Origin of the sequence: Streptomyces axinellae, from assembly GCF_039532135.1 — a bacterium.
Classification (GTDB): domain Bacteria; phylum Actinomycetota; class Actinomycetes; order Streptomycetales; family Streptomycetaceae; genus Streptomyces; species Streptomyces axinellae.
In genome coordinates this window covers 234,047-246,876 of the sequence record NZ_BAAARJ010000001.1, presented here as the reverse complement: position 1 = coordinate 246,876, position 12,830 = coordinate 234,047, and the positions used below count along the sequence as shown (strand labels likewise).

Genomic DNA, 12,830 nt, shown 5'->3' with positions numbered 1-12,830 from the left:
GGACCCGTACGGCCATACCGTGCCCGGCAGTTGACGCACTGCTGAACATCCCCGCCCGGCGGCTACCCGACGCTCGAATACGCCACAACGCCGCGCAGCATCGCGTCGATGGCCCTGCGGGCGTTCTTCGGCACCGTGCCGCCGTCGGGGGCCGCCGCCGCCAACTGGCCCAGGACGTCGATGACCTGCTTGCACCAGCGCACGAAATCGCCGGCGGGCATGTCGGCCTCGCGCAGCACCTGATCCAGCCCATGGCCCTCGGCCCACTGGTAGGCGGCCCAGGCGAAGCCCAGATCGGGCTCGCGCTGCCCCACGCCCTCGGCAGCCGTGATGCGGTGATCCTCCTCCAGCCCGTCCAACCGGCCCCAGATGCGCACCATCTCGCCCAGCGCCGTCCTGGCCCTGCCCCCGGGGAGCTTGGGCGGCAGCGCGTCGTCGTTGTTGCGGGACTCGAAGACCAGCGCCGAGCAGCAGGCGGCCAGCTCGGCCGGCGGCAGGCCCTCCCACACGCCGTCGCGCAGGCACTCGGAGGCCAGCAGGTCCAGCTCCCCGTACAGCCGGGCCAGCACCCTGCCGTCGTCGGTGACGTGGTCCCCCGAGAGGTAGCCCAGCTCGGACAGCAGCGCGTAGACGCGGTCGAAGGTGCGCGCGATGGTGTTGGTGCGGCCCTCGATACGGCGCTCCAACTGCCGGGTGTCGCGCTTGAGACGGTGGTAGCGCTCGGCCCAGCGGGCGTGGTCCTCCCGCTCGTCGCAGCCGTGGCAGGGGTGCTGGCGGATGGCGGCGCGCAGCCTGTTGATCTCGGTGTCGTCGGCGGCCTCCGAGCGGCCCTTGCGGTGCCGGGAGGGCACCAGGTGCCCGGCCTTGGTGCGCAGCGCGGAGGCCAGATCGCGCCGGGACTGGGGGCTGCGCGCGTTGAAGCTCTTGGGGATCCGCATCCGGTCCAGGGCCTCAACAGGCACCGGGAAGTCCATCGCACCCAGCCGCTTGACCTGCCGCTGCGCCGTGAGCACCAGCGGACGCGGCCCCTCCGGCTCGGCGTGCCGGTCATAGCCCCTGCGGTGGCCCTGGCTGCCCCGCCCGCCGCCGACGCCCGGGTCCAGCACCAGTGCGAGCCCGGCGAACTTGCCGGTGGGCACGTGGATGACATCGCCGGGCTTGAGCTTCTCCAGCGCCGCGGCGGCCTGCGCCCGGCGCTGCACCGCGCCCTGCTTGGCCAGCTCCGTCTCCCGGTCCTTCAAGTCCCTGCGCAGCCGCGCGTACTCCTCGAAGTCGCCCAGGTGGCAGGTCATGGAGGCGCGGTAGCCCTCCAGCCCTTCCTCGTTCTTCTGCACCTGGCGGGAGATGCCCACGACCGAGCGGTCCGCCTGGAACTGCGCGAAGGAGGTCTCCAGCAGTTCGCGGGAGCGGTGCCTGCCGAACTGGGAGACGAGGTTGACGGCCATGTTGTACGACGGCTTGAAGGAGGAGCGCAGCGGATAGGTGCGCGCCCCGGCCAGCCCGGCGAGCGCCCCCGGGTCCATGCCGCGCTGCCACAGCACCACCGCATGACCCTCGACGTCGATGCCGCGCCGCCCGGCCCGGCCCGTGAGCTGCGTGAACTCGCCGGGGGTGATGTCGGCGTGCTGCTCGCCGTTCCACTTGACGAGCTTTTCCAGCACGACGGAGCGGGCGGGCATGTTGATGCCCAGCGCCAGCGTCTCCGTCGCGAAGACGGCCTTCACCAGCCCGCGCACGAACAGCTCTTCGACGACCTCCTTGAAGGTCGGCAGCATCCCCGCGTGGTGCGCGGCGATGCCCCGCTCCAGGCCCTCCAGCCACTCGAAGTAGCCCAGCACGTGCAGGTCGGTGTCGGGGATGTCGGCGGTACGCTCCTCGACCAGCTCGCGGACCTTGGCGCGGGCCGCGTTGTCGTTGAGCCGCAGACCGGAGTACAGGCACTGCTGTACGGCGGCCTCGCAGCCGGCCCTGCTGAAGATGAAGGTGATGGCCGGCAGCAGGCCCTCCGAGTCCAGCCTGTCGATCACCTCGGGGCGGCCGGGGGTCCAGATACGCGAGCGCTGGCGGCGCTCCCGCTCCCGGTCCGCCTCCCGCTTGGGACGGCCTCCTCTGCGCTCCCTGGGGCCGCTGGGCCGGCTGTTCTCCATCCGGGCCATGCGCACCAGGTCGGGGTTGACCTCGCGCTTGTCACCCGACTCCTCGAACAGGTCGTACATGCGCCGGCCCGCGAGCACGTGCTGCCACAGCGGCACGGGCCGGTGCTCGGAGACGATCACCTCGGTGTCCCCGCGCACGGTGTCGAGCCAGTCGCCGAATTCCTCGGCGTTGGAGACCGTCGCCGAGAGGGAGACCAGGGCCACCGACTCGGGGAGGTGGATGATGACCTCCTCCCACACCGCGCCGCGGAAGCGGTCCGAGAGGTAGTGCACCTCGTCCATGACGACGTGGCCGAGACCCAGCAGGGACTTGGAGCCGGCGTAGAGCATGTTCCGCAGGACCTCCGTCGTCATCACGACGACGGGAGCCTCCGCATTGACGCTGTTGTCACCGGTCAGCAGGCCGACTTTGGCCGCTCCGTAGCGCTTGACCAGGTCCTGGTACTTCTGGTTCGACAGCGCCTTGATGGGCGTGGTGTAGAAACACTTGCGGCCCTGCGTGAGGGCCAGGTGGACGGCGAACTCGCCCACGATGGTCTTGCCGGAGCCGGTCGGCGCCGCGACCAGCACTCCCTTTCCTGCTTCGAGGGCTTGGCACGCCTCGATCTGGAACGCGTCCAGATCGAAGTCGTACATGTCACGGAAGGGGGCGAGAGCGGTGGCCTCCTCCTCGGCGCGCCTGCGCGCCATGGAGTACCGCTCAGCAGGGGGCAGGTCCTCGGTCATTGTGCTTACGAGACTACCGGCCACCTCTGACAGAACTCACGATCTTTACCGGCCCATGGCAGGAACCCCATGGTCAGAGCCCCGCAGCCGCACAGCTCCGCACTCGGCGGACGGCATCCCGGCCCTCACATGGCGTTACATGACGTCACACGGCATCACGCCGGTCACACGGGCCCCGGCCCGGGCAGGCGACCGCCCGAGCGTCAGGTGGCGTCGTCGTAGCCGTTCAGCCTGCGCGGTCCGCCCGGCTCGTCGTCGTCGGAGACGGGACGCGGCCCGGGGACGGCTTCCGGGCCGCCGAGGGGTTCGGGGGCGTGGTCGAGCGAGGAGGCTTCGTCGTCGTCGAGCCCCGCGTACGGGTTGGTGCGGACGCGGCGGCGGTCGTTGATGAGGCAGATCACGACGGCGCCGAAGTACAGCGCGACGATCGGCGCCGCCAGCATGCACATCGTCAGCGGGTCACCGGTCGGAGTCGCGACGGCCGCGAAGACCGTGATGCCCAGCACCATGGCCCGCCACCAGCCCAGCAGCCGCTTCCCGGTCAGCACCCCGCCGACATTGAGCAGCACGAGCAGCAGCGGCAGCTCGAAGGCCAGGCCGAAGACGATGACGAGGCGGGTGACGATGTCGAGGAAGTCGTCCAGCGGGATGAGGTTGCCCGCGCCCTCCGGGCTGAAGCCCAGCAGGGCCTTGGCCGCCGAGGGCAGGATCAGATAGGCGAGGCAGGCGCCCGCGAGGAACAGCGGCACACCGACGCCCACGAAAGAGCGCGCGTACTTTTTCTCGTGCTGGTGCAGCCCCGGCGCGAGGAAACCCCACAGCTGGTAGAGCCAGATCGGGGAGGCGGCCACCACTCCCGCGGTCAGCGCCACCTTCAGCATGATCGTGAAGGGCGCGATCAGACCGTTGATGGTGATCTCGGCGCAGGTCTCGCCCTCCTTGGCGGCCTCACCGAACCCCTTGGTGCAGCCCACCGAGTCCTTGACCGGCTCCATCAGGAAGTCGGCGATCTGCTTGTAGTAGAACATCGCCACGATCGTGACGACGAGGATCGCCAGGACCGACTTCATCAGGCGGTTGCGCAGCTCCCGCAGGTGGTCCGCAAGGGGCATCCGGCCCTCGGGATCCTTCTCCCTCTTACCCTGCTTGCGGGCGGACTTGAGCAACCTTCGTCCTCAGTGGTCTCGAAGTGTCGGAAACGATCCTGGGGGCGCGGTGTTCAGCCCTGCTTCTGCTGGCTCTGCTCGGTGACGGGACGCGAGGTGGCGACATCCCCCGGCGCGGCCTGGATGGTCTTGGGCGCCGCCTGCTGCGCGTCGGCGGTCTTGCCCGCCTCGGCCTCGCCGTCGGCGGAGCCCTCCTTCTTCATCTGCTTGGCCTCGCTCTTGAGAATGCGCGCCGACTTGCCGAGCGAACGGGCCATGTCCGGAAGCTTCTTGGCGCCGAACAGCAGCAGGATGACAAGGAGAATCAGAACGATCTCCATGGGCTTCAAACCTGCGATCATGTGCCACTACCTTCTCGCCGGGGCGGCGTATTCCCTTGCCCGCCGGATGAATCGGACTGGCTGCATCGTGCTGACGTGCCAGCATCGATCGTAACCCTGTGGAGTGAACACCGGGCAATCCCCGTGCATCCGCCCGGTTGCACGCTCCAGCCGTCATCGACGTGGCACCTGGCACCCTACCCCCCGGCGGTCCGGACCAGGGGGCCGCCTTCGGCCTCCTATGTCTCGTAAGGGTCCTGCGCTTCGCCCGAGCCCGACTGCCGCCCGCCGCGGGCCGCCAGCGGCACCGCCGCACGCTCCAGATTTTCCGCGGCCCGGGTGATCCGCTCGGAACTGTCGCCGACCGCACGTGAGAGACGGCGCACTTCCAGCCCGACGCGTACGGCGAGCACCCCGAGCACGGCGACCCCGCAGAACGCGAGCGCCAAAAACACCATCGGCCAGAGCATGAGGAGCAGCCTAGTGCCTGGCACCGCCGCCGATTTCCCGCCGCGGCCCCAGGACGCCGGTCCTCATTCGCCGTAGGCGGCCAGCGCCCTGCGGGCCGCGTCCCTGGCACTGTCGGCCAGCTCCGCGGGCGCGATGATCCGGCCGTCCCTGCCCAGCCGCAGCCCGAGGCGGCGCAACGAGGCCGGGTCGGGGGTGCGCAGCGTGATCCGCAGCCCGCCGTCCGGCAGTTCCTCGGCGCTGTCGTACGGGTAGTACTCGGCGACCCAGCGCCCGCCGGGTCCGACCTCGATGACGACCTCGGGATCCTCGGCCGAGGGCTGCACCAGCCCGGCGCTCAGGTCCCTCGGCTCGATGGGCGGCGGATCCGAGCGCTCGTCCAGCAGCTTGATCTCGGCGACCCGGTCCAGCCGGAAGGTGCGCCGCGCCTCCGAGAGGCGGCACCATGCCTCGACGTAGGTGTGGCCGACGGCGAAGAGCCGGATGGGATCGACCTCGCGCTCGGTCAGCTCGTCCCTGGCCGGCGAGTAGTAGCGCAGCCACAGCCTGCGGCGCTCGGCGATGGCCCGGTCCACGTCGGCGAAGACGCCGCCCTCGGACTCGAAGGTGACCGAGAGCCGGGAGCTGGCCCCCGCGCTCTCCCCCGCCGCCGTCTCCAGCTTGGCGGTGGCCCGCTGGAGTGCGTCCCGGTCGCTGCCGCGCAGCCCGGGGAGCGTGGCCACGGCCCGCGCGGCCACCAGGAGCGCGGTGGCCTCGTCGGCGGCCAGCCGCAGCGGCTGGGCCGTGTCGCTGCCGAGCGCTTCTGCGTTCCGCCACCAGATGCGCTCGCCGTCGGTGTCGATCTCCAGCAGGTCGCCGCCCCGGAAGCTGGTGCCGCACATGGGCAGCACGTTCAGATCCGAGATCAGCTCGTCCTCGGAGATTCCGAAGGCGCGGGCGACCTCCTCGACGCGGGCGCCGGGCCGGTCCCTCAAATAGGTGACCAGCGAGAGCATCCTGCGAGTCTGGTCGATGGCGTTGACGGCCATATGGCGCTCCTCCCCCTCAGCCCTTGGCCACGGCGCGCAGCCTGTCGACCACGTCGGCCCGCAGCTCGGCGGGCTCCAGCACGACGACGTCCGGGCCGAACTCCACCAGCCAGGCATCCAGCCCGTGCCCGTACGGGATCTCCAACTCCTCCCAGCCCCCGTCCAGTTCCCGGGTCGTCAGGGCACGGGCACGCAGCGGGTAGCCGGAGCCGGAGCGCAGCCGGATGCGGGCGGTGCCGGTGGCGCTCTCCCCCGCCCAGCGCTCGACCGTCTCGCGCACGGTGACCTGGTCGGGCACGGACGCGGTGAACGCCGCGGCACGAGAGCGCACGGGGCTGGTGATACGGGAGAGCCGGAAGACCCGCTCGGCCTGCCGCTCCCGGTCGTACCCGGCCAGATACCAGTGGCCCCGCCAGCACTCCAGCGTCCAGGGCTCGACCTGGCGGCGCTCGGCACGCGCCGCGTTGGACTTGCGGTAGTCGAAGACGACGGGACGGCGGTCGCGGCAGGCGAGCATCAACGGCTCGAACGCGGCCTCCCGCGCGGGAATGTGCGGCTCCAGCGTGCTTTGCGCACGCTCCCCCGCCTGCTCGGGAACGGTCACCCCCGGCATGCCCCCGGCCGCGTGCAGCTTCTGCAGGGCTCCGCTGGCGGCGGCGGCCAGCCGGGCCTGCTGCCACACGCGCGCGGCCAGGCCCAGCGCCGTGGCCTCGGCGGCGTCCAGCGTGATCGGCGGGAGGCGGTTGCTGTCCCGGCGGGCCACATAGCCGGTCTCGCCGTCGAGGTTGTCGACGGTTTCGATCACCAGCCCCAGCTCGCGCAGATCGTCCTTGTCCCGTTCGAACATGCGGTTGAAGGACTCCTCGCTCGCCGCCTGGCTCTCCCCCGAACCGAACGTCTCCACGTACGCCTCGATGGATTCCCGCAGCTCACGCTTGGTGAGCGGGCGCCGGGCCCCCAGTAGGCACAGCGCCAGATTCATCAGCCGCTCGGCCTTGGCAATCGCCATGGGTTCCCTCGTGCCCTCTCTCATGCTGTTCTCGGCCCTCGACCGTACCGCCGGGCGGCGGAGGGCAAAAGCCGGGAGCCCCGCCGCAGCGGGGCTCCCGACGGGTACGCGGACACCGGAACGCGAGGCGCTCCGGCCACCGCTCCCGATAGCTGGGACCGGCTGGTGAACCGGACGGACCGGACGGGCTGGGCCCGGATACGGACCGTACGGCTCAAACGGTACAGCTCAGGCGGTGCGGCTCAGACCGAGATGAGGTCGCAGACGAAAATCAGCGTCTCGTTCGGCTTGATCCGCCCGCCACCGGCGCCGCGCTCCCCGTAAGCGAGGTGCGCCGGAATGGTCAGTCGGCGGCGCCCGCCGACCTTCATGCCCTGCACGCCCTTGTCCCAGCCCTCGATGACCTGACCGGCACCGAGCTGGAACTGGAGCGGCTTGCCCCGGTTCCAGCTGGCGTCGAACTCCTCGCCCGTGGAGAACGAGACGCCCACATAGTGCACGGAGACGTTGTCCCCGGCCTTCGCCTCGGGGCCGTCGCCCACCCACAGGTCCTGGATCTCAAGCTCGGCCGGCGCCGCGCCCTCGGGGAAGTCGACCTCGGGCTTGTCGATGCTCACGAAATTGCTCCTACGAAAGAATCTGGGGGACAACCGCGCCAGTCTGCCACGGAAGCGTTCAGCTGACGGAAAGGACGTCCACCGAGAAGACGACGCCCGACGTGAACTGCTTGCGCTGCTCCTTGGGGAAGGTCTCCTGCGGCACCGAGAACACCACGCGGCTGCCTGCCTTCGCGCCCTTGAGGCCGTCCTTCCAGCCCGGGATCTGGGAGACCGGGATCTCCTGCGGGCCGCCCTGCGCCCAGGTGTTGTCGAGCTGCTTGCCGCCCTTCCACATCTTGGCCGTGAAGTTGGTCAAAACGGTGCTCTTCTCATCGACCTTCTTGCCGTCGCCCTGGACCACGGTCTCGCTGACCAGCTTGTCCGGTCCCTCGTCCTTGCCCTTGGGCATCTCGATGGACGGCGCCTTGTCCTTGACCACCTTGGTGCTGACCTTGGGAAGGTCCGGATTCTGCGGCTTGTCGACGGGCTTGCCGTCGATCTGGCTCGGCATGATCTTCTTCAGATCGACGACGAAGACCAGCGTGGAGTCGGCGGGAATGGTGGGCGGCTGCCCCTGCTTGCCGTACGCCTTGTTCGGCGGGGCGACGATCTCCACGCGGCTGCCGAGCTTCTTGCCGACGAGCGCCTCGTCCCAGCCCTTGATGACCTTGCCGCTGCCGATCTGGAAGGTCGCGGGCTGCTTGCGCTTCCAACTGCTGTCGAACTCCTTGCCGTTCCACAGCTGGCCGACGTAGTGCGCGTTGAGCGCGTCGCCCTTTTCGACCTTCTGCCCCTTGCCCTCCTTGAGGACCTTCACATCGAGCTTCTTGGGCGGATCACCCTCGCCCCTCTCGATCTTGGGCTTCTGTCCCAGCGCCCCGGAGACGCTGGGGACGCCGCCCTTGGAATCGGACCCACCGTCATCGCTTCCGCAGGCCGCCGCCGAGACGATCAGCAGGGGCACAGCCAGTACGGCGGCTGTGCGACGCACGGTCTTCACGGAGAAAGTGCTGGTAGCGCGGGGGGTGCGGGGGGTCGAACCCCCGGAGAGATGCAGCATGTGTCCCACTCGTGGGTATAGGGGTGGTCCGGGCAGTCCTGACAGCCTACGACTACGCCCTGGCACCCTCGCCACCTGCGACACGGAATCCCCTGCGGCACCGGTCAACCCACGCTGACGCGCAAGCGTACGGGCGGCCCACCGGCACCCCGGGGCCGCCCGTACGCACCGCCGCCGTCATACCTGCGACCAGCGCCGTCACATACCGGCGATCAGCTTCTCCACTCGCTCATCGACCGAGCGGAAGGGGTCCTTGCACAGCACCGTGCGCTGCGCCTGATCGTTGAGCTTGAGATGCACCCAGTCGACCGTGAAGTCCCTGCGCTGCTCCTGGGCCCGGCGGATGAAGTCACCCCGCAGCCGTGCACGGGTCGTCTGCGGGGGCACGGACTTGCCCTCGAAGATCTTGAGGTCGTTGCAGATCCGCGCCGCCTTGCCCTTGCGCTCCAGCAGGTAGTACAGCCCCCTGCGGCGGTGGATATCGTGATATGCGAGATCTATCTGCGCGATGCGCGGGTGGGACATCGTGATGTTGTTCTTGTTCCGGTAGCGCTCGATGAGCTGGTACTTCATCACCCAGTCGATCTCGGTGTTGATCTTGTCCAGCTCCTGGGCGCGGATCGCGTCCAGCGCTCGGCCCCACAGCTCCAGCACCTGCTCGACCCGGCCGCTGCGGATGCCGCGCCGGTCGCAGAAGTCCAGCGCCTTGTCGAAGTACTCCTGCTGCACCTCCAGCGCCGATGCCTCCCGACCACTGGCCAGCCGCACCTTGCGCTGCCCCGTGATGTCGTGACTGACCTCACGGATGGCCCGGATCGGATTCTCCAGCGTCAGGTCCCGCATCACCGTGCCCGCCTCGATCATGCGCAGCACCAGATCCGTGGCCCCGACCTTCAGCAGCATCGTCGTCTCGGACATGTTCGAATCGCCGACGATCACGTGGAGCCTGCGATAGCGCTCCGCGTCCGCGTGCGGCTCGTCGCGGGTGTTGATGATCGGCCGGGAACGGGTCGTCGCCGAGCTGACGCCCTCCCAGATGTGCTCGGCGCGCTGGCTGACGCAGAAGACCGCGCCGCGCGGCGTCTGGAGCACCTTGCCCGCACCGCACACCAGCTGCCGGGTGACGAGAAACGGAATGAGAACATCCGCCAGCCGCGAGAACTCCCCGTGGCGCGCGACGAGATAGTTCTCGTGACAGCCGTAGGAGTTGCCCGCCGAGTCGGTGTTGTTCTTGAAGAGATAGACGTCGCCCGCGATGCCCTCCTCGTGCAGGCGGCGTTCGGCATCGACGAGAAGACCCTCCAGAATGCGCTCGCCCGACTTGTCGTGGGTGACCAGTTCGGTCACGCTGTCGCACTCAGGAGTGGCGTACTCCGGGTGCGAGCCCACATCCAGGTAGAGGCGCGCGCCGTTCCGCAGAAACACATTGCTGCTGCGGCCCCATGACACAACTCGGCGGAAGAGGTACCGCGCCACCTCGTCGGGGGACAGCCGCCGCTGCCCCCGGAACGTACATGTGACGCCGTACTCGTTCTCCAGCCCGAAGATTCGGCGGTCCATGACTGAACATTACGCCTGATGGCCGGATCTGAAACCGGGTTCGACCGCACGGTTGCGATCAGTTTCAGCACCCGCCAACGAGGTTGACACACCTTCGGGACCTGCGGCGGGAGCCGGCCCCGCCACGCCCATGGCCTCCCCGGACCCGTCCCGCGAACCCTCCGCCCCGGCCGGACGGGGAGGCGCCAGCAGACGGGTGGTCAGGAGCATGACGACGAGCGCGGCGACCCCGCCCGCGCCGGCCAGACCGAAACCGGCACCCGTGCCGCCCCACTCGATGACCGAGCCCACCCCGGCCGTCCCCACCGCAGCACCCACCCCGAAGGTGGTGACCAGCCAGGAGAACGCCTCCGTCACCGTGCCCGCAGGCGCGTGCCGGTCCACCACGACGAACGCACAGGCCAGCGCAGGGGCCAAAAACAGCCCCGACAGACCGCCGAAGGCCGCCATCAGCCCCACCCCCGGCACCAGGGCCAATGGCAGATTCCCCACCGCGAACAGCCCCACCAACACCCTCAGCCGCCCTTCATACACCCCCGGCCACTCTCGCGCCCCGTAGACCACCCCGCCGACCAGCGCCCCCGCCCCCTGGGCCGCCAGCAGATAGGTGGAAATCAGCTTGTCCCCGTGGTCCTGCGCATAGGACACCGCCGCCAGCGCGAAGGTGCCCAGCGTCAGCCCGACGAAGAAGAACGCCGCCAGCAGCACCTTCAGCCCGCCCGAGCGCAACGCACCCAGCCAGTGAGCCTTACGAGGTGCCGAACGCCAGGCACGGGAGGGCGGCGAGACCACCACGGACAGCGCACCCAGCACCCCCAGCGCGTTGACCACCAGCAGCGCCGCCGTCTCATCCCACCTGGCCACCAGAAGAGTCACCAGCAACGGCCCCGCAGCGAACATCACTTCCTGCGCCACCGCGTCCAGCGCGTACGCGGCATGCACCCGCTCCTCACGCTTGAGCACGCTGGGCCACAGCGCACGCAACCCGCCCTCCAGTGGCGGCGTGAACAGCCCGAAAACCAGCACACAGGCGCATGAGAGAACCAGCGAGCCGATGCCCGTGACCGCGAGAGCGCCGGCGCCCAGCGCCGAAGCCAGCGAAGCGGGCAGCATCACCCGCGGCTGCCCGAACAGATCCACCAGCCGCCCCAGCATCGGCTGACCCGCTGCCGTGGCAAGCCCGTAGACCGCCGACAGCGCACCCGCCAGAGCCATCCCACCGCCCTCCGCGCGGACGAACAGCGCGATGGCGATCGGCCCCGTCGCATTCGGCAGCCGGCCGACCAGCGTGCCGGCGAGCAGCCGCATCGCATGCCGGGCACGCAGCAGTTCGCCATAGCCCGTCATCATCCGCCCCACCCCTCCACCGGAGGCCCGACCCCCGGGAGTTGTACGTATAACGGCCGGGGTTATACGTACCATGCGGGAGGAGCCACGGTGAAGGAGTTTTCCGTGCGAGAGCGACAGACAGGCCCGGGCATCGACGCCGGCCCGGGCACAGGCACCGACGCGAGCGCGGAGACCGGCACGAGCGCGGACACCCCCACAAGCCCGGGCGGGGACGCGGGCACCGGCGACGGCACAGGCGCGGAAATCAGCCCAGGCGCGGAAGCCGGCACAGCCGCCGCCCGCATCAACACCGCCACCAACCCGGACACCCCCGGCGAACCACCCCGTGCCCGGCCCACAGGACACGACGTAGCAAGCGCCGCCGGCGTCTCACAAGCCACCGTCTCCCTCGTACTGGGCGGAAAGTGGCAAGGCCGCGTCTCGGCACGCACAGCCGAGACAGTCCGCACCGCCGCACGCCAACTGGGCTACCGCCCCAACCTCGCCGCCCGAAACCTCCGCCTCGGCCGCACCCGCACAGCCCTGCTCGTCATCCCCGCACTCGCCGGCGACTTCTTCGCCGCCGTGCACCAAGGCGCGGTCGAAGTCGCCTCCGCACACGACTTCGGCCTGCTCCTCTACCCCTCCCCCGAAGGCATCTCCACGGCCCCCGACCCCTTCGCCTCCGCCCGCTCCGCCCTCGACGGCGTCATCGCCACCTCCATGGCCCCAGGAGCCCTGAAGATCCTGCGCCGGGACGGTCTCCCGCTCATCGCGCTGGACAGCGACGACTCAGCCGCCGACGCCACCGTCAACTACGACATCGCAGACGGCATGCGCCAGCTGACGGCCCACCTGCTGGAACTCGGACACCGGCACATCGCCCACATCGCCGCGGCCGTCGACTCCTGGACCTTCGCCATACGAGCCCGCGCCCTGCGCGAGGCACTCGCCCAAGGCGGAGGAACACTCATGCACACCGAACCCGCCGCACTCAGCGTCCCGGCCGGACAACAAGCCGCCACCCACGTCCTCACCAGCCACCACACAGACGGCACCCCCACCGCGCTGGTGTGCGACGACGACCTGCTCGCCGCCGGCGCCCTCAAAGCCGCCCGCCGACTGGGCCTGCGCGTGCCCCAGGACCTCTCCGTGACCGGCTTCGACGACCTCGCCCTGGCAACCGCCGTGGAACCCGAACTGACGACCATCCGGCTGCCCGCCGCGGACGCGGGCGCCGCCGCCATGAACGCCCTGCTCGACACCCTCGACGGCCGGCGCCCAGCAACCACACGCCTTCCCGTACACCTGAAGGCCCGGACATCAACAGGCCCCCGCCCCTCCCACCCCCGCCCCTAGTGCGGCAACCGCCCAGGACACGGAGGAGGAGAGGCAGGGGCCCCTGAACC

11 protein-coding genes are annotated in these 12,830 nt (G+C 70.0%); 1 reads left to right on the top strand and 10 read right to left on the bottom strand.

Annotated features, from left to right (window positions below):
* Nucleotides 1-62: 62 nt before the first annotated feature.
* From ABD339_RS00945 to ABD339_RS00900, 10 genes are all read right to left on the bottom strand, one after another.
* Nucleotides 63-2,882 carry a DEAD/DEAH box helicase gene (locus ABD339_RS00945; RefSeq protein ID WP_344561099.1) on the bottom strand — a complete coding sequence of 940 codons (2,820 nt, stop codon included), beginning with the start codon at nucleotides 2,880-2,882 and terminating at the stop codon, nucleotides 63-65.
* Nucleotides 2,883-3,085: 203 nt separating this feature from the next.
* Nucleotides 3,086-4,048 (bottom strand): twin-arginine translocase subunit TatC, encoded by a 963-nt coding sequence (gene tatC, locus ABD339_RS00940; protein ID WP_344561097.1) that lies wholly within the window; start codon nucleotides 4,046-4,048, stop codon nucleotides 3,086-3,088.
* A gap of 53 nt (nucleotides 4,049-4,101) precedes the next feature.
* Entirely contained in the window at nucleotides 4,102-4,389 is a 288-nt protein-coding gene (tatA, locus tag ABD339_RS00935) for a Sec-independent protein translocase subunit TatA (RefSeq protein ID WP_344561095.1), read from the bottom strand.
* Nucleotides 4,390-4,607: 218 nt separating this feature from the next.
* A complete protein-coding gene (locus ABD339_RS00930) occupies nucleotides 4,608-4,838 on the bottom strand; it encodes a hypothetical protein (RefSeq protein WP_344561093.1) in 231 nt (76 codons plus the stop codon).
* A gap of 63 nt (nucleotides 4,839-4,901) precedes the next feature.
* Entirely contained in the window at nucleotides 4,902-5,864 is a 963-nt protein-coding gene (locus ABD339_RS00925; protein ID WP_344561091.1) for a helix-turn-helix transcriptional regulator, read from the bottom strand.
* A gap of 16 nt (nucleotides 5,865-5,880) precedes the next feature.
* The gene (locus ABD339_RS00920; RefSeq protein WP_344561089.1) at nucleotides 5,881-6,873 is read right to left on the bottom strand and encodes a helix-turn-helix transcriptional regulator; all 993 of its coding nucleotides are present in this window, start codon (nucleotides 6,871-6,873) and stop codon (nucleotides 5,881-5,883) included.
* A 242-nt stretch (nucleotides 6,874-7,115) separates the two neighbouring features.
* Complete coding sequence (locus ABD339_RS00915; protein WP_344561088.1) at nucleotides 7,116-7,490, bottom strand: FKBP-type peptidyl-prolyl cis-trans isomerase; 375 nt, start codon at nucleotides 7,488-7,490, stop codon at nucleotides 7,116-7,118.
* Nucleotides 7,491-7,548: 58 nt separating this feature from the next.
* Nucleotides 7,549-8,472, bottom strand: coding sequence for an FKBP-type peptidyl-prolyl cis-trans isomerase (locus ABD339_RS00910; RefSeq protein WP_344561087.1), 924 nt, complete (start codon nucleotides 8,470-8,472; stop codon nucleotides 7,549-7,551).
* A gap of 258 nt (nucleotides 8,473-8,730) precedes the next feature.
* Complete coding sequence (gene pafA, locus ABD339_RS00905) at nucleotides 8,731-10,092, bottom strand: Pup--protein ligase (RefSeq protein WP_344561085.1); 1,362 nt, start codon at nucleotides 10,090-10,092, stop codon at nucleotides 8,731-8,733.
* Between the two features lie 9 nt (nucleotides 10,093-10,101).
* Nucleotides 10,102-11,442 (bottom strand): MFS transporter, encoded by a 1,341-nt coding sequence (locus tag ABD339_RS00900; protein WP_344561580.1) that lies wholly within the window; start codon nucleotides 11,440-11,442, stop codon nucleotides 10,102-10,104.
* Nucleotides 11,443-11,724: 282 nt separating this feature from the next.
* On the opposite strand from ABD339_RS00900, the gene ABD339_RS00895 reads away from it, so the two are divergent.
* Nucleotides 11,725-12,780, top strand: coding sequence for a LacI family DNA-binding transcriptional regulator (locus ABD339_RS00895; protein WP_344561578.1), 1,056 nt, complete (start codon nucleotides 11,725-11,727; stop codon nucleotides 12,778-12,780).
* Nucleotides 12,781-12,830: the final 50 nt, after the last annotated feature.